We start from the raw sequence: 25212 nt of genomic DNA on the forward strand, positions 1-25212 counted from the left end.
AGTTAATGCGGGATAAAGTGAAACTTTAATTGGCGGGGAATTCCTCGCTGATTATTGGCTCGATACAATATAGATTTGGCGTTAAAACTATTGAATGTTTTTATTGACGATAAATAATGTAAGCGTTATCATTGGGGTGTTAACAGTACATATAAAGGGGAGAATGTATATGTTAGTTCAAACTATATTCGGAATGGATAAGTCTAAAAAATTAGGGGATTATGTGAACGCATTACAAGCGCTTTGTGAACAATATAATGTTGAAACAGATAAAATTGCGATTATTGAGGCTACAGAGGAATACTATTTATTTTTAGTAAAGCAAGAAGAGCACTATGATGTTGTCAAGGTAGAAACAGTTGATACGAATATTGAATATTATACGAAGGCTTATAAAATAAGCAGTTTTAATCATACTGCGTATCAAATGTAAAAAAACTCCCTTTTGGGAGTTTTTTTTAGGAGGCTTTTACTTCGTGAGATTCGGTTACTAATGGAACTTTTTTCGTACCGCTTAACTTAGCCATTGCAAGACCAATAAGAGCTCCTACTAATGCTGGTATTAGCCAGCCGATTCCTTCATTATATAAAGGGATAAATTCAAAATATGGTGTGATAAATGAAACTGAAATACCACCTTGTTTTAATCCATCAAATACGCTCACTACAGCTGCTCCAATTAAAGCACCTACATAAACAGAGCGATATCCACCGAAGTATTTATGAAGTAATGATAGTAGTACGAGTACAATCGCAATTGGATACACAACAAGTAGAATTGGAACAGAGATTGCGATAATTTTCGTTAAACCTAAGTTGGCAACTAGTAATCCTAATGCGCAAATGATACTCGCGAACGTTTTGTATGAAAATGTAGTCAATAATGTTGAAAAATATTGGCTGCACGCAGATACGAGTCCAACGCATGTCGTTAAACAAGCGAGTGTAACGATAAGAGATAATAGGAGCAAACCGTATGGACCGAATAATTGTTGTACGATAACAGTAAGTAGCTGTCCGCCATTTTTTGCATATCCGAGCGAGACGCTAGTTGCCCCAAGCCAGCCGAGTGCACCGTATACAAGTACGAGCCCTGTAGCGGCAATAAGCCCTGCTTTTGCTGTGGCGATGGCAATGGACTTACGATCATTCACACCTTTAGAGCGAATTGCATTTACAACGATAATTCCGAATGCAAGTGCTGAAATAGTGTCCATTGTTAAGTAGCCTTCCATAAAGCCTTTGAAGATTGGAGAAGTTTGATACTCTTGCATTGCTGGTCCTGATTGCCCAAGTGGTGTAAATACACTTTTAACAAACAATAAGAAAATAGAGAGTAATAAAATAGGTGTTAATACATTTCCAATACGATCAACAAGTTTAGATGGATTCAAACTCAGCCAAAATACGATAGTAAAGAAGATGATTGTATATACAAATAGCACTAGGCTGCTAGAGCGGATTGTTTCTGGTAAGAAAGAACTAACCCCCATTTCATAAGCGACATTTGCAACACGTGGGATGCCCATAGATGGACCGATAGCAATGTATACAATTACTGTAAAGAAAATTCCGAATAATGGATGAACATGACTTGCAAGTTGCTGCATTCCATTTCCAGATAGAGAAATTGCGATAACAGTTAGTAGTGGTAAGCCAACTCCTGTTAGTAAAAATCCAATCATTGCTGGCCAAAAGTTTTCACCTGCATTTTGGCCAAGCATGGGAGGGAAAATTAAATTACCTGCCCCAAAAAATAAAGAAAATAGCATAAGACCCGTGAAAAAAATATGTTTTTTTGATACAGTGTTCATTGTTTTTCCTCCTTTTTTATTCATTTGTAAGAACACAAAAAACTCGTCCCTAAAGAAAGGGACGAGTTATATTTACCCGCGATACCACCCTAATTTACACATGTAGAAATAAATCTATATGTATACGGCTTTGCAACGTACAACATGATACGTGTTCCTTGTAACGGGGGACGGCCGGTAAGAACTTACTGTAACATTCGGTTCTACTTCTCGGAGATGATTTTCGGTTACGCGCTGAACGTTGGCTTTCAGCAAATCGCCAACTCTCTGGGGAACAGTTCTATAACGTACTCGTTCTCGTCAATGAATTTTTATTCAAGTATTCTGACAGTATTGTTGCATGTTTTTTTTAGAAAGTCAATATGTTTTTTGAAAGATATATTTATATACGGAAATATCGAAAGTGATATTCGTTGTTGTAAAGGAAATGATGAATTGTAAAATGGTAGTGAAAATTTGCGGAGAATTGTAAATTTTATAGAGAAAATTGATATTTATAGGAGTGAAGAAGGGATTGTTTGAATTTATAGAGAATAATACAACAATCCACTTGCTGGAAAGAACAAACCAAAAGAGGTGACTGAAATGCTTGCGATGGGAGTATTATTTGGCATTATTGCTATAATTGGTTTTATGTGGTTATATTATTCGCGTTCGTTTAAACAAGCAGAAGTTTTACTCTTTCAAAAAGGTAGTTTGTTGACAAATCAGTCTAGATATTTAGTATGTCCGAAGTGTGGAAGTGCACAGGCCAGAAGTGGAGGATATCAAGAGTGTTGCAAAATTAGATTATGAAAGAAAGGAAGCCTCACATTATTTTGTGAGGCTTCCTTCCTTACAACTTCATGGCGCTCCAAATTGTCCATCGATCTCTTTCAATAATAGGAGAGACGTTTTGTAATGCGGTCTGTATATGTTGTAGAAGTTGAGAAAGTTCATCATCTGTTAACTCATATAGAATAGATCGACCTGTTCGAGGAGATAAATCTTGCAATAATGCTTCTACAGAATCATGTATTTTTCGTATTTCCCATTGTGTTTGTGCGGGAAGTACATGAAGAGAATGTTTTTGTAATTCTGTCTGTATAGTGTTGGTTTTTGGACGTCTTTTTGACTCTATTTCAATAAGTTTTGGAAATAGAGAGAAAAAATATCCGCGAATGTGTTCGGGACTTCCTGGAATTGTACAATCTTCAATTGTTCGATCTTGTAAAATAAGTAAACCGTTTTTATTTAATATACGAGAAGCTTCACGTAAAAATGTAGGAATGTCTTGTAAATGATGAATAACTGCACGCGAAATAACTATGTCGAATGTTTCATTAGGGTATGGGATATTATGTGCATCACCGTGGATGAATGAAATGTTTGAAAAGTTGTTACAATTTTCTTTTGCAGCTTGTAATATTTCTTTTGAAAAATCAAGTCCCACAACATTTTTGGCTCCCATAAGAGCGAGTTCTTTCGTATAAATCCCACCACCACAGCCGATATCAATTATTTGCTTGTTTTGTATTTCTGTAATGTTTTTTACCATTTCAGCCCAAGAAATATGAGCGTTTCTTGTTGCATATGTGTACTTATTATTTTCATCATGAAAATTAATGGACATGATAAAGACCTCCTTTCAATGATTAGTATAGCGTATTTAATAGGATGTCACGTTTTTGTTTTGTGTATGAAGATTATAAGGATTTCTTATCGTAAGAGGAGGATTAATTTGAAAGGGAAATATGTATTGGTGTTGTTGTTTGTTATGTTACTAGCAGCTTGTGGTCAAGTTGAGCCGAAAAAAGAAACAAAAAAAGTAGAAGAGACGGTGAATGAAGTGAAAGAAACAATAGGGGTAACCGTTATACAAAAAAAACATAAAGAGAAAAAGTTGCAGGAATCAGAAGCGAAGTTAGTAATAGACATTTTGAATAAAGCTGAGAAACAAGAAATAACAGGAAGCTTCGGTGAACCTGAATATGAAATACAAATTAGTAGAGATGGGAAAAAAGAAACTTATTATGCATGGTTAAGGGGAGAAGATAGACGAGGATGGGTGCAATATAAGAAAGCTATGTATATGTTGAATGAAAAAGATACGGAAAAGCTTTTGGATATATTTCCAAATGTCTCAGAACAAAAAGAAGATGAGATGCAGGTAAGCCCTTTAACGGAAGTAACAAAAAAAGATTTGCAGATTACCGCGTTTCATATTAAAACAGGCGATCAAAACGTGAATTATACGGTACGGTATACGATTTCACAATCACTATACAATAAGTTAGTGAAGGAGCAAGAATATTATTTGCAACTCAATTTTCCAGAAAAAGTTCAAAAATTAATTGGAGCAAAAGAGAGTGAAATGATTTTAGGTGAAAAAGTAAAGGAAGGGTATAAGCAATATGAATTACATGCTACTGTTCCGATAAAAAGCGCTTCAGAATCACAATTAAAATCATTAGAAACATATTACGAAAATTATGATTTGAAAATATTAAACAGTGAAAAAGAAAAAATAGGTGTGTTTCAAAATATAATTCAGATTGTTAAAGATTATGGTGAAAAAATGAATTTTCAAAGATAAAGTGAGACTTTAATTAGCCCTTACGGATTGGAATGAATGTAAACTCGTCAAATCTATATGACCTTTCCTAGGAAATGATAATAGAGAGGGGAAAGCACCCCTCTCTATTACTTTGCTTTTGTAGATGGCTCATTCATTGATTTTCGTGTAATAAGAAAAGAAATCATAAGAGCGGAAAGGATGACAAGGGCAATAAATACGTGATTGGGCAACAAATCTAATAATAATACGTAACTAACGGTATAAAAAATAAGAGTTGAAGCTAAAAACGATAGAGCACCTATTATAAGAGATTGTAAATTCATTTGTGTACACCTCCTTTTATTTATATTTTTGGCTGAAAATGGATTATATAAACATTATTTCTAACAATAGAAAAAAATATGTCATAATAGAGAAAAGAACAAGCTTTGATGAATGATATGATTCATTAATGAGAGATAAAGGAGAGGAATATGAAAAATAATAAAAAAGGATTATGGGGAATTATTGTTGCGATAGGTCTATTTTTACTGTCTAAGTTAAAGTGGGTATTTGCAATTTTTAAATTAGCAAAGTTTTCAACGGTATTTAGTATGTTTCTATCGCTTGGCGCATACGCAGTTCTATATGGTTGGAAATTTGGAGTGGCGCTCATTTATTTGTTGTTTGTTCATGAAATGGGCCATTTATGGGCTGCGAAAAGAAAGGGGATCCCAACATCGCCAGCAATCTTTATTCCATTTATGGGGGCCCTTATTGGAATGAAAGAGATGCCGAAAAATGCGAAAGATGAAGCTTACATTGCCTATATGGGTCCGTTTTTCGGACTTCTGTCATTTTTACCAGCGATACCGCTTTATATAATGACGAAAGAGCCATTTTGGGCGCTTGTTATTTTGCTTGGAAGTATGATTAATTTCTTTAATTTAATTCCCGTTTCGCCGCTAGATGGTGGGCGAATTATTTCAGTTGTCAGTACTAAAATTTGGGGAGCAGGCCTTATTTTATTACTTGGCTATTCAATTTACTTTAAAAGTATTTTGGGAGGATTTATTGTTATTATCGGTTGTATGGAGTTATATAGAGTAATAAAGAGAGATGAGCCGATTAAGGAATTAGGGCATAAAATTGATGGGATGAAAGAATATGTTACTAGGCTTGAAGAGGAATTAAAAGAAACGGGTGCTGTACATCGGACTATATACGTGATGCATCATGAGATGAATGCATTAAGACAAAGAGAACGGGAAAAAGAGTTACAAATAGGTGAACTTCAAAAAATGGAAGTGTTAGAGTATCTTTTACCGAAGTTCGAACCGTTAGATTATGTTCCATATGAAGATGAAAAAGATGAGTATACAATTCACATAAGGGAAGCATTTGAAGCGTCAGAAAGAAAATTAAATGAATGGAAAACAGAAAAGGAACAACAAGAAAACTATTATAAAGTGGATGCGAAAACGAAATGGACAGTATTTGCTTGTTATATCGGATTAATGGCTATACTCGGTTACACAGCTTATGAAGGATATATTGTTTTACAAGAACATTTGCCAACGAGAAATGTATAGAAAAATATTGTCGAAATGATAGGAAGAATTTATACAGGAATTATATTTCTACGAGAGAAAGTTACAAGTATAGTCATACATTGTAATATTTTTAGTAGAGAAGGAGTTCTGTATATGAAGAAATTGTTAAGTGTATTCGGGATTATTATCGTGATGATCATTGCAAGCTATAGTCTTATGAAAGTGCTGTTACATTATGCGAATAAGCCTGCTGAGGTAAATACAATAGCTCAAATAGAAGATGTGCAAGAAGAGACAAAAGTGCTAAATTTTATTCGAATGACACATGAAAGCTATAATAATTTCTTAAATTACGGTAAAGCAGAGAATTATACAGACGGGGATTGGAATCAATTTAAGCAATGGTTTCAACAGCAAGAACAATCTTTAAAAAATATACACATGGAAATAAAGAATGAAAAAATAAAACGCGATGTAAATAGAAGCTATGAAATTGTAAAAAAAGGTGTGGAACTTCAAAATATTGAGTATGTAGTGTATGCCCACCGTGTATATCATGACTTGGATATTATCGTAAATAAATATAGAGGTGAAACGAATATCTGGGGATATACGGAGTTTGGCGATGGGAAAGATATAAAAGTAATTGAACAAGCTATACAAACAAAATAATAAGCTAGCTAGAATTCTAGTTAGCTTATTTTCTTTTGTAAATACAATGTTCATATATTATTCACAAAAACACCGTGTTAATAGTGATTAAAATCACAATCTGCATTATAAGATTCAGTTAAACTAAAAACAGTTAAGGAAATAGAGGAGTGGGATACAATGTTAAGTGCAAAAACAATTGAAATCGTAAAGTCAACAGTACCATTATTACAAGAAAAAGGCGTTGAAATTACAACGAGATTTTACGAAATTTTATTTTCGGAACATCCGGAGTTATTGAATATTTTCAACCATACAAATCAGAAAAAGGGAAGACAACAACAAGCGTTAGCGAATGCTGTTTATGCAGCTGCAACGTACATTGATAATTTAGAAGCTATTATTCCAGTTGTAAAACAAATTGGTCATAAGCATAGAAGTTTAGGTATTAAAGCAGAGCATTACCCGATTGTAGGTACATGTTTACTACGTGCCATTAAAGAGGTCGCAGGTGCACCTGATGAAGTTTTAAATGCATGGGGAGAAGCATATGGTGTCATTGCTGATGCATTCATTAGCATTGAAGCAGAGATGTATGAAGAAGCTGCACATAAAGAAGGTGGATGGAAAGACTTCCGCAACTTTGTGATTGTTAAAAAAGTGAAGGAAAGCGATGTTATTACGTCATTTTATTTGAAACCTGAAGATGGAGGGAAAGTTTCTTCATTCATCCCAGGTCAATATGTAACGGTTCAAATCAATATTGAAGGTGAGACATATACACATAATCGTCAATATAGTTTATCCGATGCTCCTGGGAAAGAATATTATCGTATTAGTGTAAAAAAAGAAAAAGGTGTAGATACACCAGACGGTAAAGTGTCTAATTACTTACATGAACATGTAAAAGAAGGAGATGTTTTACCAGTAAGTGCACCAGCGGGAGATTTCGTGTTAAATATGGATTCAACATTACCAGTTGTACTAATTAGTGGTGGAGTAGGGATTACACCGATGATGAGTATGTTAAATACGTTAATTGAGCAAGATTCAAAACGTAATGTATATTTTGTTCATGCAGCAATAAATAGTAATACACATGCAATGAAAGAAGACGTTAAGGCAGTAGAAAATGAATATGAACAAGTTAAAGCATATACTTGTTATTCTGCACCGACTGAAAAAGATTTAGAAATGAAGAACTTTGATAAAGAAGGTTTCATTGAAAGTGAATGGTTAAAAACTATTATTCCGACAACTGAAGCAGAGTTTTATTTCTGTGGTCCAGTAGCATTTATGAAGCATATAAATGCTGCACTAACTGATTTAGGTGTGAAACAAGAGCATATTCATTATGAATTTTTCGGCCCAGCAACAAGCTTACAATAAGCAAAAAAACGAGGTATTTATTTTACCTCGTTTTTTATTTGTTCTCGTAATAAACGGTTTACTGTTTCACGGCGTATACCTATCAGTTGACCAATTTCGGTTTGTGTTAATATTTCATATATAGGAATGTCACCTAAATATAGGGTGAACCATTCTTGTAAACGATGAAGACGTTCTTTCGGAGAGACGGTTGTCAATTGATCAATTCGTTGTTGCATCATTCTTAATTTAGATTGCAATTGCATAGCGATGTTAGCATACGATTCGGGATTTGCTTGAAGTCTCTCGTACCATTCACTACTAGTGATCGGTTCCACTTCTGTTTTTATTAAAGCGATAGCTGTACCGTGATATTCTTTCGGTGAAATTAAAGAATGATGAGGTATCGTTTCACCTGGAACGATAATGTTGAATAAAAATGGTGTTCCGTCTTCTTCTAGCCGAACTACTTTTAATAAGCCTGTTTTTATAAAGTATAAAGGACCGTCCTCGCCTTGACGGAATAGTACATCTCCTTTGTGTAGAATCAATGTTAGCCCCCCATTAATATGTTTCTATTTCTTCTATTTTAGCGTATATGTATATAGACAATATGCTATTTCAACAGCAATTTCATTGACGAAATGTATGCTATTACAGTAGTATACTATTTAGTGTGTAATAGTACTAGCAATGAATACGCTGTAGGGGGTTTAGTATATTGTTAGATGCGATGAGAATGACGGATATGAGAATTCCGGCGAATGCTATCATTCATGTAGAAGAGATGAAAGGTGGAGTCGTTTTATCCGTTGAAGTAGACGGCCAAATTATTTATACGATGGCTTATGATGAAGAAACAGATAGCTATGCTGAATTATATGATCGAAACGATAAGAGGGCGTGCCAAGTACATGAAGACTTCATGGGGTGGTCACTTCTTCATTAAAAAAGATGTCAATATGACATCTTTTTTTATTAAATCGATAGAATATACAAAGAAATGAAATATAAGGATAAAATTTGTAATAATTGATTTTGCATTGTTAGCACTCTGTAACTGCAAGTGAACTATTTTTTCGCTATCATAAAGATAACAGTCGCAGTTATAGGAGTGGTCAACTTGAAGAAAGTACATATTTCAAATTATATGTTATTATGTGTTTGTTTAATTTTATTTGTTCTCCTCGGAGGATTTTTATATTCATGTGTATAAGAAAAACGCATTCTAAAAAGAATACGTTATAAAAGGGAAATAATGATTAATCTAGTTCCAAGAATAATCAACGTAATACGTAATAAATTAATTACGGCGTTACCACTTAGTTTTGTATTAATGTAAGCCCCGATTTTTCCGCCAATCCATGCACCCGGAATCAGGATTAATGCATAAATCCAGCTGACATTTTCAAGTGAGATGTGAGTTGCAGAACTTACAATTGCTGATAGAAATACGATGAACATTGAAGTTGCTACTGCAATATGTGCTGGGAATGCAAAAAGAAGCATCATTGCTGGAACAAGTAAGGCACCGCCACCAATTCCAAATAATCCAGATATAAACCCAACTATAAAGGCGATAAAGATAGCAAGAAACGGTGGGAATTGGTAGTGTACAGTATTTCCATCATTATCTGTAAAAGAACGCTTAATTACAGACGTATTTGAGAGGGAAAGAGGTTTTAATTTGTCTCGAAGCATAAGTAGAATTGAGACGAATATAAGGAAAATCCCAAAGTATAAAGAAAATGTGTCTTGGTTTAAAAATTTATTTGCCCATGATCCGATAATACCACCAGGGCCGCTTCCGATAAATAAAATAAGTCCACTTTTATAATCTACTCGCTTATGCTTCATGTAAGTAAGGGTGGAAGATAGTCCTGTGAAAACGACTGTTACCATGGAAGTCCCTACTGCAAGTTGTGGTGATAAACTGTGTAATCCAATTAATAACGGAACAATAATAATTCCGCCTCCAAGCCCAACTAGGCTGCCGACTGTTCCGGCGATTAGTCCGATGAAAAGTAACATGATGTATTCCAAAATTGCCAACTCCTCTAAATAACTTATCCACCAATTATTATACACGCTTTTTAATGAGAAATAGGCTTGTTCACAAAAAAGTCGTCTTCCTAGAAAAATAAGGAAGACGACTTTTGATTAGAAAACAAAATGTAATAGGTAGTAAAACAGAGCAGCTAAAGAAGCTGAAATAGGAAGTGTAATAACCCATGTAATTAACATACGTTTTGCAGTTCCCCATTTTACCCCTTTCACACGGTGAGAAGCACCAACCCCTAAAATAGAAGAAGAGATAACGTGCGTCGTACTAACCGGTAAGTGAATGAATGTTGCACCGAAAATAACAAGTGATGATGATAAATCGGCAGCTACACCATTTACAGGACGAATTTTCATAATTTGTCCACCGACAGTTTTAATAATTTTCCATCCACCGACAGAAGTACCAAGCCCCATTGCGACAGCACAAGATAATTGTACCCAGAACGGGATATCGCTAGAAGTATGATAGTTATTAGCCATAAGTGCCATCGTAATGATCCCCATTGCTTTTTGTGCATCATTCGTACCGTGTGTGTAGGCTTGTAATGCTGCAGTGAAAATCTGGAATATACGGAAGTTCTTATTCGTTTTCGTTAAGTTAAAGTTTTTAAATACTACTTTAAAAATACTGTATACGATATAACCAATAACAAAAGCGATAATCGGTGAAATGATTAAAGCTTCAATAATTTTAATGAATCCTTTAAGATTTAGCGAGCTAATCCCAGCGGCCGCAATTGCAGCACCTGCGATTGCGCCGATAATTGCATGCGAAGAACTACTTGGAATACCGTAGTACCAAGTAATTAAGTTCCAAGCTATTGCCGCAAGCAAAGCAGCTAAAATTACAAGAGAACCATTTTGTAAGGCGAATGGATCAACGATATCTTTTGTAATCGTTTTTGCTACACCTGTAAATGTCATTGCGCCTAAAAAGTTCATAATAGCCGCCATAATAATGGCATGTCTAGGCTTTAGAGCTTTCGTTGAAACAGCCGTTGCAATAGCGTTTGCTGTATCGTGAAATCCATTGATAAAGTCAAAAGCTAAAGCGCAAATGACTACTAAAACGGTCAGTATCAAGAGTGTATCCATGATCAAACTCCTTACGCGTTCTTCATAATAATTGTTTCTAATACGTTTGCAACGCTTTGACAGCTATCAGCTACTTCTTCAAGCTCTTCGTAAATCTCTTTAAATTGAATAATCTTAATCGGATCTTTTTCACGAGAGAATAAGTGCTTAATCGCATGACGGCGAATATCATCACACTGTGATTCATAATCCTTAATCTTAATCGCATTTGTACGAATGTCGACTAATTTTTTGTTAGACATTAATTCAACAGAGTTTGCAATCTCAATCGCACATTGATTAATTGCTTCTACGAATTTAATCATGTATTCATCAGCTTCTGTAATAGAATACATTTCGAACAGACCAGCACTGTGATCTAATCCGTCTAATACATCATCCATACTCATTGCAAGTTGTAGGATGTCCTCACGCTCAATCGGAGTGATAAACGCTTTGTTTAACTCCATAATGATTTCGTGAATAAATGAGTCACCTTTTGACTCATACTCTTTCATGCGCATAGAAAACTCTTTTAAATCGCTAGCATTTTTAATTTTATACTCCACGAAAAACTGCGCGCCTTCTTTTAAATTTTCGGAAACATTCATTAACATTTCAGAAAATTTATCTTTTTTTGATTTAAAGACCATTATTGTTACCCCCACAAAAGTAATATATGTAAAATATATTGGCTAATCAATTCTAACAAAAAACTGTCGTTTTTTAAAACATTTTATCGAAAAGTTTACAAAAACTTAACATAACTCTCGTTGTTCTATTAATAATATTAATATCCAATAGTGAATATCTTACTTGTAGAATGTCCTTTTCTTGCAAAAAGTATGAATGTAAAAGAAAAGCTTTACACTATAGGAATGACTACGTTATTATAATAAATTTAAAAGGCGGTATATTCTTCCTTTTAAAAAGAAGAGTGTAAATAAATGAAGGAAGTGAACGAATGAAATTGAAGAACACTCATTTAAAAAAAATGCTTGAGTGGTTCAATAAGAGGAAGAAACTTCGTAATTCATTAATTGTATTGGGAAGTGTATTCGTTACTCTATTTATTGCTGTAAATATAATAATTTCCATTCAAGACATATCTGAACTAAAACAAGCTGTTCCACAACCGACTTTAATTTATGATGCAAATAATGAGGTCGCAACTAAATTAGCTTCTTCGAAAACAGAAGGCGTTAAAAGAAAAGATATTCCTGATATTATGGTTCAGGCAATTGTTGCAGTAGAAGATAAGGAATTTTTTAACCATCATGGTATTTATTATAGTGGAATTATAAGTGCGGTTTTTAAAAATATTACAGCAGGAGAAGTTGTAGCTGGGGGAAGTACAATTACACAGCAGCTTGCGAAGAATGTATTTCTGACACAAGATCGTACATTTTCTCGTAAAATAAAGGAATACTTTTTAACAAAAAAAATAGAACGTACTTATACAAAAGATGAAATTGTTGAAATGTATATGAATCAAATTTATTTTGGGGAAGGTGCTTGGGGTATAAAAAGGGCAGCAAAATCTTATTTTGATAAAGATGTAAAAGATTTATCAATTTCAGAAGCTGCAACGATTGCAGGCTTGATTAAAGCACCATCTGCATATTCACCTTATAAAAACTTTAACAAGTCAATTGAAAGACGTAATGTCGTATTAAGCTTAATGAAAGAGCAAGGGTATATTTCTGACGAACAGTATAATAAAGAAAAAGAGAGCGGTCTTTTATTAAAACGTGGTGTGGATGATAAATACAAGGGAAAATATTCTCAATATGTAGACTATATTGTTAGAGAAGCAATGGACAAGTACGAATTGACACAAAATGAAATTTTAGCGGGTGGTTATCGTATTTATACAGAGCTTGACCCGAAAAAACAACAGGCTGTAGAAGACGTTGTGAATAATGATAGTTATTTCAAAGATAATGGCTCAGACCAACTGATGCAAACGGGTGTAGTTCTTATGAATCCAAAAACAGGTGGTGTACCAGCTTTAGTTGGAGGGAGAGGACCGTACCAGTTTTTACAGTTTAATCATGCAACCCAATTAAAAAGACAACCTGGCTCAACGTTAAAGCCTTTAGCTGTATATGTACCCGCGTTAGAGCAAGGGTATGAAGTATACGATATATTGAAAGATGAACCATTTAATATTAAAGAATATAAACCACAAAATAGCGATCATACTTTTCACGGTGATGTGACAATGTATGAAGCTGTGGCAAAGTCGTACAATGTTTCGGCTGTTTGGCTATTGGAACAGATTGGATTAGATAAAGGGTTGAAATCTTTAGAGCGATTTGGTATTCCATTAGCGCCAGAAGATCGTACGTATCCAATCGCTTTAGGCGGTATGCATGTAGGAACATCCCCATTTGTAATGGCTCAAGCGTATAGTACATTTGCAAATGATGGTGTTCAAGTGGAAGCTCATGCGATTAGAGAGATACAAAATGCGGAAGGTGAAACGATTGGAAAGTGGTATAAGAAAGAGACACGAGTGACAAGCGAGAAAATTTCTCAAAAGATGACATATTTATTAAAAGGCGTTGTCGAAAAGGGAACGGGCGAAAAGGCGAAAGTTAATAATGTTGATACGGCTGGTAAGACAGGAACTACTCAAATTGTAAATGGCCCAAGCACCGGCGCAAAGGATTCATGGTTTGTTGGATACACACCAGATTTGGTAGGTGCGATTTGGGTAGGATATGATAAAACAGATAGCGATCATTATGTTCCGGGTGGTAGTCAAATTACGACGACAATGTTCCGGGATATTATGAAAAAAGCGAACGCAAATCCAGCTCAAAAAGCATTTCAGTTATCGCTCATATCTGAGGCTGATTATAAAAAACAATTGACTACAATAGAAGAGGAAAAACGAAGAAAAGAAGAAGAGAAGAGAAGGAAAGAAGAGGAACAACAAAGAAAAAAAGAGCAACAAGAGTGGATTGATAAAGTGAAAGAATGGATTCCTTCATTTTGGTAAAAGAAAGAGGCGAATAATGAAATTCGCCTCTTTTTTGTATGAAAAACAAAATGAAATTTTAAACGATTGAAATTATCCCTTCTCCGTACTAGTTACTACTCGTTAAGTATAATGTTCGTATTGCCAAAGGATTGAGAATCGTATGTGACAATTATTTTTCCTTTACTAATAGGTTCGTAAGGTAATTCTTCTTCGTAATTACCATTATTTTTATTGTGGATAGAAAGTGTAATTTCATCGATTTTTTTATTTGTATACTGATCTTTAATCGTTTCAGCAATTTGAAGTAATGCTTCGGAACTAGAAGCTTTCGTAATAAGCATTCCCGTTATAACTTTCTTTTCATTTTTTGTTGCATTAGAATAAGGGATGTTGCTTTGTTTCGTATACAAAATTTTGTATGGAACAGTTTTTCTATCTGCTTTTGAAATAGTGGAATATTTTAGAGTTAAAAAAAATCCTACACATAAAATAATGCATACCATAAGAGCAATCCAAATGCGTATTAGTGACATAACTCTCATTTTCATCCCTCTTTCATATCTTTGACTTCACTATTTATCATACAAAATGAGGATTAAGATAGAGTAAATTTGAGGTAAAGAAACGTAAAGAAGGAGCACTTATCCTCCCAAACAAGTGCTCCTTTTTATTAAAAGAGAGATTTAATAGACAATCAAAATCACATCTATTAATTATAAATGTGCTTAGTCCTACCAAAATATTATCGGAAATTGTGGTTAGTAAATTCGGAAGACAGATAGTGTCGCAGTTGTATCGCCCGCAGGTCCTTGAGGTCCTTGAGCACCAGTAGCCCCCGTAGTTCCTCCGCCTAGGCAACCAGATCTATATTGAACTAGAATAGCTTGACTAAGAGCTTGAAGAAGTCTTTCTGTAAGTTCTGACTTAGGGATGTTAATATGGCTACATGCTTTTAATTTGCAACAATCATTACCATAAAATACTTTTCCTTTATTTTTATTGTTCATCTTTTCATTCTTTTCTTTCATAGAATCATTAGTCATTACTATATATTAAAATGAAATTTATACTAAATTCGTGATGGACAAACTACCATTTCTAAAAAAATAAGAAATTGGCCCACCTAGAAAGAAATAAGTAAGATATAGAGAAAGGTTTATATAATGTAAAAAAGAAAAGTGCAACATAAAAAACTACATGCTAATTGTTGGGAGTGTTTAACAATTGGCATGTAGTTCGTGGATAGTCCTTTATTTACATTGATTTAATTTTTCAAGGGTTGTTTTAGGTAAGATTGGAATTGAAATAGTGAAAGTTGTACCATCTTCATTACTAGTCATTTTTAATGTGCCGTTATGATTTTGGATGATTTTTTTTGTTACTGACAAGCCTAGTCCTGTTCCCGAATCCTTCGTTGAGAAGAATGGATCAAAGATATATTCTTGAATAGCTGGAGGAATACCAATTCCATTATCTGTGAAAGTAATCCGAATGAAGTTATTAAGGCGATAACTAGTAATTTGAATAGAAAGAGGTTTGTCGCCTTGAGCATCGACGGCATTTTGAAATAGATTTAAAAACACTTGAACAAGTTCATGTCGATCAATATTGACTAAAATATCATCTAATTCATTAGAGAAGTTATAATCAATTGAAATATTATGCAAGGAAACTTCACTAGCTAGTAACTGTTGAATATAGTCACGTAAAAATGTATTGATGGGAAACGGTTCTCTTGTAAATTCCCGTGTTTTTGAAATGGCTAAAAATTTTGTAATAATATTATTTGCACGATCTAATTCAGGGATAAGCAAGTTTTTAAATAACTCTTTATTTGATGGAGAAACGCTTTCTTGTAAAAATTGTAAGTATCCTCGTACTGTTGTAAGGGGATTTCGTACTTCGTGTGCAATTCCAGCTGCGATTCGCCCTGCTAACGAAAACTTCTCTGCATCACGTTCTGTATTTAAATAATGAAAGACACTAATAACTCTAAAAATCTCCCCGTTATAATCGCGAATAATTCGGTTATTTATAATGCCATAGTTTTTGTCTAAAACTTCTTCATTATATATTTCTGTTCCCGTTTTTAATGTTTCAATTGCTTTAATTTTTTCTTCCGGCAAGTTTAGTAATTGTTGAATCGGTTTTCCGATAATATCATTTCGTATTATACCGAAATCATCTGCAGCAACTTGATTACATAAAGTAATATTCCCTTTACTATCGATAAAGGTTACATGATGTGAAAAGGCATCAAAAATATGTACAAAGTGTTTTTCAAGTTGTTCAAATAAAAATAATGAATCACAAGTAAGTTGAAAATGAGCCTCTTTATTCTCTTTTGGTATTTCTTGAATGGAATGAGTCGTTCTAGTTTTCTTTATTCGTAAACCAATATGTGGATTTTTGTATGTGAAATGATGTGGTAATTGATTCACAAGTTCTTCATAAAAACGTACTTTATTTTCTAGTTCTTCAATTCGTTTTTCATGAGATACAGTAGCATCGTTTGGAAGCATAAATAAATAACCCCTCATTTTAAAAATTCTTCCATATAGTATATCATATTTTTATAAGGATACTCTTAAAGAAAAGGCTACATGATGCAAAGTGTTTGGAAAGTGAATTGAAGATGAAGTTAAAAGGGAGGGGTATATGTGCTGTTTATTGGAGTGACAGGATGGGGAGATCATGATTCTTTATACATAAATCCCTATGAAAATAGAAATAAATTACGAACATATAGCGAGTATTTTCCTATTGTGGAAGTGGATAGTTCATTTTACGCAATGCAACCTGCACGAAATTATATAAAATGGGCAATGGAAACGTCGAAAGATTTTTCTTTTGTCGTAAAAGCGTATCAAGGAATGACAGGACATATGAAAGGTGAAATTCCTTTTTCTACGTTCGATGAGATGTTTGATGTGTATAAACAGTCTATTCTTCCTTTAATAGAAGCTGATAAATTAAAAACAATTTTATTTCAATATCCACCATGGTTTGATTGCAAAAAGAAAAATGTAGATTTTCTTCGATATACGAAAGAAAAAATGGAAGGTTTACCATGTGCAATAGAATTTCGAAATCAAACATGGTTTTATCCAGAAATGAGAGATAAGACGTTACAGTTTCTAGAACAGGAGAAATGGATTCATACAATTTGTGATGAACCACAGGCTGGGATAGGTTCTGTGCCACTCGTGTTAGAGGTTACGAATTCAGACATGGCATTAATACGTTTTCACGGTCGAAATGTTCATGGTTGGCTTGATAAAGGGGAAAATTGGAGAGCGGTTCGCTGTTTATATCGCTACAACAATAAAGAACTGGAAGAATGGGTTGAACGACTAGAGCAATTAAAAAAGAAAACAAAGGATATATACGTACTGTTTAACAACAATTCAGGTGGGGATGCAGCAGATAATGCGAAACAGCTTATGAAAATGATGAACATTACATATGGTGAGCCGAAGCCGGAGCAATTAAATTTTTTTGAATGATAATAAACAAGAAAGGCACTGTACAAACAGGGGGAATGTACAGTGCCTTTCTATATGAAAAAGAGGGGTAACAATGTTACTGAGCGTTTGGTTGATTCATCAATTGTTGGCTTCACAATAAATGATAATGGTTATCATTATCATTGTCAATGGTTTTTCTAAAAATATATAAAAAACTTTATATATTTTAAATAGAGATAAAAAAAGAACAGCAATTAATGCTGTTCTTTTCCATTGACGAATTGTTGTAAATCAAAAGGAGTTATCGCTTGGATAAATTCTTTTGAGATAAGTGTTTGAACGAGAGTGCTCTCAGAGATAGAAGCACCTGTTTTCTTTTCATAAGCTTGTTTTAATAAATCAAGTTTTTCAGCCGTTTCTTTTGGTAATTCAATTGTAAGTGTGTTCATAATTTCTCCCCCTTATTATTAGAGTACCACTACAGTATAGGAGAGACAAGAAAAGAGAATACGAAATATAAAAAAGGTTACCAAATTTTAAAATGGTAACCTTTTTTATGTATAAGAGTTATTAAGCAATACCGATATACTTTAAAGTTTTTGATGGAGTACTGTGATCAAAGAAGTGTTGTAAAAACGCAATATCAACACCTGATTTGTATGCACAATAACCCCAAGTTTTTCGAAGTGTATGTGAGCTAATCCCTTCTAATCCAACTTCTTTTGCGGCTTTGTTTAAAATGTACCATGCATGTTGTCTCGTAATAGATTTTGTTCCTTTTTGAGATTTTAACAATGGTTCATTACGTTTCCAAGTTTTACGTTCTTTCATGTAGTCTTCGATTGCGTGCTGTAAGTCTTCATTTACAGCAAACCATTTATGTTTCTTCACTTTTTCATTGTAAAATAAAATGGAATGGCGAACATTTTCATTTTCATCGATTACATCACTAACTTTTAATTGTAAGATTTCACTTACTTTTAAGCCAGAATTTACAGCTAATACGAATAATAAGCCATCACGTTTCGAAGATTGTAAAAGTATATTTTTGATAGTTTCTAATTGTTTTTCATTTTGAATAGGTTGTCCTGCTTGTTTCATTTCACGCACTCTCCTCTTTTATATGTGTAAAGGAAAGGATTAACTTGTTTCTTACTATAAAGGGAGAGTGTGAATTTCATGTGAACTCCTAGTGAAATTAAGACAAATTATTTGACTTCTTTTACTTTTTGTAAATTGAAATAGAATACAACACTGTTAGTCGTATTATACACACCATACTCGGCATGATGGAGGTCTAAAATGTTTTTTACAATAGATAATCCGAGACCGGTACCTCCAGTGTGACGGCTACGTGATGCATCTAGACGATAGAAGCGATCCCAAATTTTTTCAAGACTTTCTTCAGGGATAGGGTTTCCTGTATTCTCGATTTCGACTTTTACGGTATCTTCTGCTTCTATAATGGAGACTTGTATTTTTTCTCCCTCTGGCGTATAACGGATTGCATTACTTAGTAAGTTCACAACTACTTGCTCAATGCGACTGCGATTTGCTTTAACAAGTATAGAAGGGTCTGCATCGATGTTCACTTGTAAATGTTTTTCTTCCATGCTAAATAATAATTTTGTGTAGACTTGTTGCGTTAATTCACCGATTGAGAACGTCGTCATATCTAGTTTGTAAGTACCAGATTCCAACTTTGCTAATTCTAACATTTCAACAATCAGCCTGTTCATATTTTCTGTTTCTTCTAAAATAACATCAGTATAATACGAAGTATCCTTACTAACACCATCTTTAATTCCTTCTGCAAAACTTCTAATTACACTTAGCGGTGTTTTTAATTCGTGTGATACGCCAGAAATGAATTCTTTTCTTGTTTTTTCTAATTGACGTTCACGTTCAATATCTTGTTGTAACTTTGTATTAGCAACATTTAATCGATCGATTCGATCTTTTAAATTTACAGATAATGTATTGATACTGCCAGAAAGCCCGCCAATTTCATCGTCAGCTGTAACAGGTAATTTCTCGCTGAAATCAAAATTAGCCATTTTTTTTGTAACACGATTTATTTTAATTAATGGCTTAACAATGATTTTTGAGTAGTAGAAGGATAACAAAATAATTACGAGAAACACGATGATTAAGGCATAGACATAATAATCTTTTAAAACGAGCATCGCTTCATTAACAGGCTGCAAAGATGCTATCGCAAAAGCGTATTCTGTAATCCTTCCATTTTCTATAATCGGTTTTACAAAGATACTATTTTTTATATTTTCTCCGCCATCTAATATGAAAGTACTTAATTGGTTCGAGTTAGAAGTTCCCTCTCTAATCATATCTGCAAAATATTGAACGGCTTGTAATGTTTCAATATCATTTGCAAGACGAACCTCAGCTTTGGATGGGAGCTGTAACTTAGTTATAACACCTGTAAAGACGATTCGAGTTGTAGATTTGTATCGGCTTGCAAGTCTGTTCTTAGAAGGGTTACCATTAATTGACTGAAAATCCGAATAGAAATGTTCGTTCTGCCATTGATTATAATTCGTTCCTAATTTTTGTGGTGTGATTATATTATTCTCTTGTACAACTCCATCAACATTGATTATTACATCTTTTTTTAAACCTAAATTTTCGAATTTATTATATTCTTCTGGTGTTAAAAGATTATTGAGTGGAATGGAATACTGTTTATTATTGTTGGGATTAAATACATCGATATAGTAATTGTTATCACTTTTAATAATACCGTTAGAGTCCAAAAACTGCATATCGGCATTTGTTTTATCATGAAATTCTTGTTTTAGTTTTCTAACCTGCTCATAACTTTTATCACTTTTATCATAATTATCTACGAATTTTTCAAAAGCAGTTTGGACTGTTTTTACTTTCTTATTAATATAAAATTTCTCTAAAAATAGAGATTGTCCTAGGAAAAAAAGTAGGAATATGATTGTAAATAAAGTGGATGTTAATAAAAATAGTTTAAAGACGATACTTCTGTTTTTCACTACGTCACCTCTTATGAGAAATACTGTAAATGATTTCTTTATCCCGCTTTAACGGGCAATAAGACTCCCACTTCAAAATTCGGCGAATACAAGGGAGTTAAGTGGGAAATCAATTGCCCGTAAAATCCGATTGGTTCAACTAATAATCAGTGGGGGATGGAAAAAACCTCCACTGATTAAAGTTTCACTTTATTATAACAAACGTTACAAGAAAGTAGAGGGGAGAAATCTGTCTCTTTATAAAGTAGTTATTTATAAAAAGTCACATAAAAAGAACTCGCCAGACGTATGACAAGTTCTTTAGTGTATTATTGTTGAATTGCTGCATCTAAAGCGATTTCAATCATTTCGTTAAATGTAGTTTGACGCTCTTCAGATGTTGTTTCTTCGCCAGTGAAGATGTGATCGCTAACTGTTAATACAGATAATGCATTTACACCGTATTTCGCTGCTAATGTGTAAAGAGCAGTTGTTTCCATTTCTACTGCTAATACACCGTAATCTCCAAGTTTTTTAACCATGTCCATGCTTTCACGATAAAACACATCTGCTGTTAAAACGTTACCGACACGAACGTGTAATCCTTTTTCAGTTCCAGCATCATAAGCTTTCTTTAAAAGGTCAAAGTTTGCAGCTGGTGCAAAATCAAATCCTGGGAATGTTAAACGGTTCATATTAGAATCAGTACAAGCCGTCATTGCGATAATAACATCACGAACTTTTACATCTTTTTGAATTGCACCGCAAGTTCCAACGCGAATTAAATTTTTAACTCCGTAGCTTTGGATTAATTCGTTTACATAAATAGAAATAGAAGGAACACCCATACCTGTACCTTGAACAGATACACGTTTTCCTTTATAAGTTCCAGTGAAACCTAACATACCACGCACATTATTATAGCAAGTAACGTCCTCTAGAAATGTTTCAGCGATATATTTTGCACGTAATGGATCACCAGGTAATAGAATAGATTCAGCGATTTCACCTTGTTTTGCTTCGATATGTACACTCATAAAAAAGTCCTCCTTATAATGTATTGATAGAAATCAATATCATTTGCATTATACACTACGAATCCTTTCAATTAAAATCTTTTTATTATTTGTAATATGTGCAAAATAGGAGGATTTCATAAATCATAATCTAGAATATATATCTTAAGAAGTTTTGTATGAATAGAGACAATAAAAATGGTAGGTGATGTTTTGAAAAATCTTGTCATCGGGCTTATTGCGTTAGTACTTATTGTGGCAGGAGGATTTTACATAAAAAAATATCAAGAAAACGAAGAGACTGTAGGAGATGTTCAGGAAGTAAAGTGGGGTGTTTCAAATGGAAAGGGAAATGAGAAAGTAGATATTGTATTTCAGTTGTTAAACAACAAGAATAATGAAATTCGTGGTGTAAATGATCAAATGCGGGCAGTGATTGTAGATGGACAGTTAAAAAACATACAACAAATTAAACCCACATTTGCAGGGAACGGGTCATATAAGTTATCTTCCAAAATAGCGAAAGACGAAGAATATACAATATTTTTATACGAAGACAAAAATAAGTCCGTAGAGTCATTCGCTAGGAAGAATTTTGGTAGAACGAAAGAGGAGAACAATAAGAAAAAAGTGAAATTTCCAATCGACAGTGTACTTACAAAAAAAATAGGAGAGTATGAAGTTTCTCTTTTATTTGGCGCATTACATCCGAATGAACCAGTTACGTTAACATTTCAGTTTCAAGCGAAAAAGGGTGAAAAATTGAAATTGCATTCAGAGAGAGGAGAAGTAGAGTCACTCTATATCGTGGATGAAACGAAGGAGAATTTTTTATACGCTATGCCTGTAGATACGGATGAACAATTACAATACCGAATTACATTTCCTGCCGAAGGCACGTATAAAATGTGGGGGAATTTCTATATAAATGGTAAGAAGTATGAAAAAGAATTTATTGTACAAGTTCAAAAAAGAAAAAACAGCTAAGATTTTAGCTGTTTTTTCTTTTTCCTATTAATTTTGTTACAGAGAGCATTGTAATTGGTAAAGAATGATTCTTCCTAAATGCTAAATATTTACCGCTCCATGCTGGTTTATATTTTTCTTTAAAATGTCGTAATCCGCTGAAACTATACGTATAACGAACGTTATTAAAGATTGCAGCAGCCACTCGTTCAGACCAGAAAGACTGTGTGGATAAACCAACATTTGAAAGTGGTGCCATACCGATATTAAAGGAGTGGTATTCATTTTCTTTTGCCCACTGGAATAAGTGGATGAAAATTGCGTCCATAATGCCGCTAGGCGCATCTGGATAATATCGCATTAAATCGACAGATAATGATCCGTTTTGATATACAGGCATGAATGTTGTGAATGCAATAATTTTTCCATCCGCATCAGATAATGTTGCGATAGGAGCGCGACTAATATATTCACGATCGAAGTATCCGAGTGAAAAACCTTTCTCTTTTTTTCCACCAAGCCATGCATCTGAAACTTTTCTTAACTCTTCATATAATTCGTCGGAGAAAGGTGGCTCATGAATAGAGAATGTATAGCCTTCTCTTTCAAAACGGTTGAAAGTAGCTCGCATGCCAGCGCGTTTCTTTCCTGTTATTGTAAAGGTATTTAAATCAACAACAGCTTCTTCACCAAGCTTAAAGAAGTTATAACCAAAATCGTGGTATAAACTCATCCATTTACTTTCAATTTGATAGAATACACAAATGTATCCAAATCGATCAGCCTCAGCTAAAAACTCTTGCAATACAGTACGATAGGAGGAAGGGTCCCCAATTGGATCACCTAGTACAATAAGTCGTTTTCCAGTTATTGAGAAGAGAATGAGTGCTTTTCCATCACTACTGAAAAAGAACTGTTTATCTCCTAAAAAACCTAAATGACTAAGTACATTTCCACCATGTTCATCTAAGAAGTTTTGTAATCTTTTATCATTAGCTGGTTGCCCGGGAAATTCATTTCGATAACGATTTGCAATGAGTGAACCAATTAGTAAAAAAGTAGGAACAAAAAAGGCAGCTGCTAATGCACTTCGTTTCACTTGTGTAATATTACGAACGACAAAATCAGGTTTGAAAGCTTCTTTTGCACCTGCAAATAAAATACCTAAGTTTTTATATAAATATAACGTTACAAGTAGGAATATAAAAACTTTTACGATATCGGAAAGTGAGACTTCCATTTTCTCACGTACAAACCTTTTACGAAGCATATACAATACAGCGAGTACGATTAATAAAATAAAAGTTTCTTCAACATCAATTCCTTTTAGTGTGTTAAAAATAGCCGCTCCAATTAAAGAAACAATCGTCATATAATAAGAACGTTTTGTTCCGTAATATATCCCCCGCGAAAGAATGAGGAGGAGAATACCGAATGTTAGCGATAAGCTAAAAGAAAATTGAATAAGATGTTTTGGAGCTAGAATATGTAAGGCGTGTGCCCGATTTATACTTGTCGGTAGAATGGTTGATAAAATAACCATTAAGCCAGCAAATACTGTTAAAGCAGCAGATGCCCAAGAACCTAACTTTCCTAGAAAGTCACGCTGCAAAGTCCATATAACACCAGTTGTCTCTAATGCAGGCGCAATAAAAGGTTTATCTTCAAACTTTTTAATGGCTACTCCTGTCATTTCAAAAGCTGCAAAAATGAGACCAAGGCAGAAGGGCAAGATGTAATAGACGAGACGATATAATAACATAGCAGGGAGTAAAACACCTGTATCGATGCCGTATTGCCCAAGCCCAGTTAAGAAGACAAGATCAAATGATCCAAGGCCACCAGGAACAAGACTAACGACACCAGCTAAAGCAGCAATAACATATACGCCTAAAAACTTTTGGAATTCGATTTCAATGCCAAATAATAGTAATATGACGTACATAACAATACCAGCAGATACCCATTCGACTAATGAAACTAATGAGTATAAAACAGTTGGGTTTTTCTCCTCTTCTTCTTGTTCCTCTGTTTGCGTCGCTTTTCTATTTTTTAATTTAGAAAATCCGATATATATAGGGACGAAAAGAGCGAAGAAGATAAGAACAGGCCATAGCCATGGTTTTTCATGCAAAATAAATCTCGTGTCTAATATTCCGATGAGACCAAGAAATGAAAGAATGGCTAATCCATTAATAAAGGCAGTTGTCATCCAAGCGATACTTTTAATAAGTTTTCCATTTTCTTTTATATATGGACGATAAAGCATTGTGCGTACGCCGGCTCCAACAAGACCACCAAACCCGATAAATCCATTTAAAGTATTAGCAATCCACGAGATACGGAAAATCTTTTGGACAGGGATATCAGCTTTTAAGTAACGAAGCATAACATAGTCATAAAAGAACATTGTTGATACAGCGAATGCACCAAGTGTAATTGCTAAAAAGACTCCTCCAGTTGGAATGTTTTTAATTGTATCAATCGCTTCTAAAAAAGAAATGCCCGCTAATTCTTTTTTTGCTTGAAAGAATACAATTGTTAATACAACAAATGGGAAGACAATTTTCCCGATTTGTAAGAAACGTTTCCATGAAAACGACATAAATACAACTCTCCTTGTATAAGAAAACTGAGACAATAATATTATTATGACAAACTTCCAGAAAAATAAAAAGGTAAATTCCTGTATAGGCGAGCTATTTTTTATAT

General features: G+C 33.9%; 25 protein-coding genes and 1 other annotated feature. Of the genes, 10 read left to right on the top strand and 15 right to left on the bottom strand.

Annotated features, from left to right (window positions below):
* The first annotated feature begins 94 nt into the window (after nt 1-94).
* Nucleotides 95-433 carry a DUF3922 domain-containing protein gene (locus NST27_RS07240; RefSeq protein WP_141444304.1) on the top strand — a complete coding sequence of 113 codons (339 nt, stop codon included), beginning with the start codon at nt 95-97 and terminating at the stop codon, nt 431-433.
* Between the two features lie 25 nt (nt 434-458).
* Here the strand turns inward: NST27_RS07240 and brnQ3 are convergent, their stop codons facing one another.
* On the bottom strand, nt 459-1814 hold the full coding sequence (brnQ3, locus tag NST27_RS07245; protein ID WP_001099143.1) for a branched-chain amino acid transport system II carrier protein BrnQ3: 1356 nt from the start codon (nt 1812-1814) through the stop codon (nt 459-461).
* A gap of 54 nt (nt 1815-1868) precedes the next feature.
* Nucleotides 1869-2127 (bottom strand) — a binding site (T-box leader).
* Between the two features lie 272 nt (nt 2128-2399).
* Here brnQ3 and NST27_RS07250 point away from each other — a divergent pair.
* Entirely contained in the window at nt 2400-2609 is a 210-nt protein-coding gene (locus NST27_RS07250) for a hypothetical protein (RefSeq protein ID WP_000880630.1), read from the top strand.
* Between the two features lie 40 nt (nt 2610-2649).
* Here the strand turns inward: NST27_RS07250 and NST27_RS07255 are convergent, their stop codons facing one another.
* Nucleotides 2650-3426 (bottom strand): class I SAM-dependent methyltransferase, encoded by a 777-nt coding sequence (locus tag NST27_RS07255; protein WP_000026279.1) that lies wholly within the window; start codon nt 3424-3426, stop codon nt 2650-2652.
* Nucleotides 3427-3534: 108 nt separating this feature from the next.
* On the opposite strand from NST27_RS07255, the gene NST27_RS07260 reads away from it, so the two are divergent.
* The gene (locus tag NST27_RS07260; RefSeq protein ID WP_000677063.1) at nt 3535-4389 is read left to right on the top strand and encodes a hypothetical protein; all 855 of its coding nucleotides are present in this window, start codon (nt 3535-3537) and stop codon (nt 4387-4389) included.
* A gap of 107 nt (nt 4390-4496) precedes the next feature.
* Here the strand turns inward: NST27_RS07260 and NST27_RS07265 are convergent, their stop codons facing one another.
* Complete coding sequence (locus tag NST27_RS07265) at nt 4497-4694, bottom strand: hypothetical protein (protein WP_001053357.1); 198 nt, start codon at nt 4692-4694, stop codon at nt 4497-4499.
* 150 nt (nt 4695-4844) lie between these two features.
* Here NST27_RS07265 and NST27_RS07270 point away from each other — a divergent pair, with 150 nt between their 5' ends.
* The 3 genes from NST27_RS07270 to hmpA all read left to right on the top strand — a co-directional run bounded on the left by NST27_RS07270 (nt 4845) and on the right by hmpA (nt 7943).
* Complete coding sequence (locus tag NST27_RS07270; protein ID WP_000794488.1) at nt 4845-5942, top strand: site-2 protease family protein; 1098 nt, start codon at nt 4845-4847, stop codon at nt 5940-5942.
* Nucleotides 5943-6056: 114 nt separating this feature from the next.
* Entirely contained in the window at nt 6057-6575 is a 519-nt protein-coding gene (locus tag NST27_RS07275; RefSeq protein WP_000735525.1) for a hypothetical protein, read from the top strand.
* A gap of 159 nt (nt 6576-6734) precedes the next feature.
* The gene (hmpA, locus tag NST27_RS07280; protein WP_000947320.1) at nt 6735-7943 is read left to right on the top strand and encodes an NO-inducible flavohemoprotein; all 1209 of its coding nucleotides are present in this window, start codon (nt 6735-6737) and stop codon (nt 7941-7943) included.
* 17 nt (nt 7944-7960) lie between these two features.
* On the opposite strand, the gene NST27_RS07285 is transcribed toward hmpA, so the two are convergent.
* Complete coding sequence (locus tag NST27_RS07285; RefSeq protein WP_000600585.1) at nt 7961-8473, bottom strand: Crp/Fnr family transcriptional regulator; 513 nt, start codon at nt 8471-8473, stop codon at nt 7961-7963.
* Between the two features lie 170 nt (nt 8474-8643).
* Between NST27_RS07285 and NST27_RS07290 the strand changes: the two genes are divergently transcribed.
* Complete coding sequence (locus NST27_RS07290; protein WP_000883009.1) at nt 8644-8871, top strand: hypothetical protein; 228 nt, start codon at nt 8644-8646, stop codon at nt 8869-8871.
* Nucleotides 8872-9164: 293 nt separating this feature from the next.
* Here the strand turns inward: NST27_RS07290 and NST27_RS07295 are convergent, their stop codons facing one another.
* The 3 genes from NST27_RS07295 to NST27_RS07305 form a co-directional block, all read right to left on the bottom strand.
* Complete coding sequence (locus NST27_RS07295; protein ID WP_047385798.1) at nt 9165-9965, bottom strand: sulfite exporter TauE/SafE family protein; 801 nt, start codon at nt 9963-9965, stop codon at nt 9165-9167.
* A gap of 117 nt (nt 9966-10082) precedes the next feature.
* On the bottom strand, nt 10083-11081 hold the full coding sequence (locus NST27_RS07300) for an inorganic phosphate transporter (RefSeq protein WP_000380270.1): 999 nt from the start codon (nt 11079-11081) through the stop codon (nt 10083-10085).
* 11 nt (nt 11082-11092) lie between these two features.
* Nucleotides 11093-11713 (bottom strand): DUF47 domain-containing protein, encoded by a 621-nt coding sequence (locus tag NST27_RS07305; protein WP_000231447.1) that lies wholly within the window; start codon nt 11711-11713, stop codon nt 11093-11095.
* 311 nt (nt 11714-12024) lie between these two features.
* On the opposite strand from NST27_RS07305, the gene NST27_RS07310 reads away from it, so the two are divergent.
* Nucleotides 12025-14067, top strand: coding sequence for a transglycosylase domain-containing protein (locus tag NST27_RS07310; protein WP_000769262.1), 2043 nt, complete (start codon nt 12025-12027; stop codon nt 14065-14067).
* Between the two features lie 95 nt (nt 14068-14162).
* Here the strand turns inward: NST27_RS07310 and NST27_RS07315 are convergent, their stop codons facing one another.
* The 3 genes from NST27_RS07315 to NST27_RS07325 form a co-directional block, all read right to left on the bottom strand.
* On the bottom strand, nt 14163-14591 hold the full coding sequence (locus tag NST27_RS07315; protein ID WP_001265578.1) for a hypothetical protein: 429 nt from the start codon (nt 14589-14591) through the stop codon (nt 14163-14165).
* A 216-nt stretch (nt 14592-14807) separates the two neighbouring features.
* The gene (locus NST27_RS07320) at nt 14808-15077 is read right to left on the bottom strand and encodes a hypothetical protein (protein ID WP_001986278.1); all 270 of its coding nucleotides are present in this window, start codon (nt 15075-15077) and stop codon (nt 14808-14810) included.
* Between the two features lie 222 nt (nt 15078-15299).
* The gene (locus NST27_RS07325) at nt 15300-16571 is read right to left on the bottom strand and encodes an ATP-binding protein (RefSeq protein WP_000937238.1); all 1272 of its coding nucleotides are present in this window, start codon (nt 16569-16571) and stop codon (nt 15300-15302) included.
* 138 nt (nt 16572-16709) lie between these two features.
* Here NST27_RS07325 and NST27_RS07330 point away from each other — a divergent pair, with 138 nt between their 5' ends.
* The gene (locus NST27_RS07330; protein ID WP_000897357.1) at nt 16710-17555 is read left to right on the top strand and encodes a DUF72 domain-containing protein; all 846 of its coding nucleotides are present in this window, start codon (nt 16710-16712) and stop codon (nt 17553-17555) included.
* Nucleotides 17556-17770: 215 nt separating this feature from the next.
* Here NST27_RS07330 and NST27_RS07335 read toward each other — a convergent pair whose 3' ends face one another.
* From NST27_RS07335 to deoD, 4 genes are all read right to left on the bottom strand, one after another.
* Complete coding sequence (locus tag NST27_RS07335; RefSeq protein ID WP_001094860.1) at nt 17771-17965, bottom strand: DUF3924 domain-containing protein; 195 nt, start codon at nt 17963-17965, stop codon at nt 17771-17773.
* A gap of 121 nt (nt 17966-18086) precedes the next feature.
* Nucleotides 18087-18617, bottom strand: a complete 531-nt coding sequence (locus NST27_RS07340) for a tyrosine-type recombinase/integrase (protein ID WP_000806236.1) — start codon at nt 18615-18617, stop codon at nt 18087-18089.
* Between the two features lie 107 nt (nt 18618-18724).
* Complete coding sequence (locus NST27_RS07345; protein ID WP_000797516.1) at nt 18725-20539, bottom strand: sensor histidine kinase; 1815 nt, start codon at nt 20537-20539, stop codon at nt 18725-18727.
* Between the two features lie 308 nt (nt 20540-20847).
* Nucleotides 20848-21555: a purine-nucleoside phosphorylase gene (gene deoD, locus NST27_RS07350; RefSeq protein WP_000110707.1), complete on the bottom strand. Its 708-nt coding sequence runs from the start codon at nt 21553-21555 to the stop codon at nt 20848-20850.
* 177 nt (nt 21556-21732) lie between these two features.
* On the opposite strand from deoD, the gene NST27_RS07355 reads away from it, so the two are divergent.
* Nucleotides 21733-22521: a hypothetical protein gene (locus NST27_RS07355; protein WP_000232614.1), complete on the top strand. Its 789-nt coding sequence runs from the start codon at nt 21733-21735 to the stop codon at nt 22519-22521.
* A 4-nt stretch (nt 22522-22525) separates the two neighbouring features.
* Here NST27_RS07355 and mprF read toward each other — a convergent pair whose 3' ends face one another.
* The gene (gene mprF, locus NST27_RS07360) at nt 22526-25105 is read right to left on the bottom strand and encodes a bifunctional lysylphosphatidylglycerol flippase/synthetase MprF (protein ID WP_000010892.1); all 2580 of its coding nucleotides are present in this window, start codon (nt 25103-25105) and stop codon (nt 22526-22528) included.
* Nucleotides 25106-25212 lie beyond the last annotated feature (107 nt).

It is taken from the genome of Bacillus sp. FSL W8-0770 (assembly GCF_038008705.1).
Taxonomy (GTDB): Bacteria; Bacillota; Bacilli; order Bacillales; family Bacillaceae_G; genus Bacillus_A; species Bacillus_A cereus.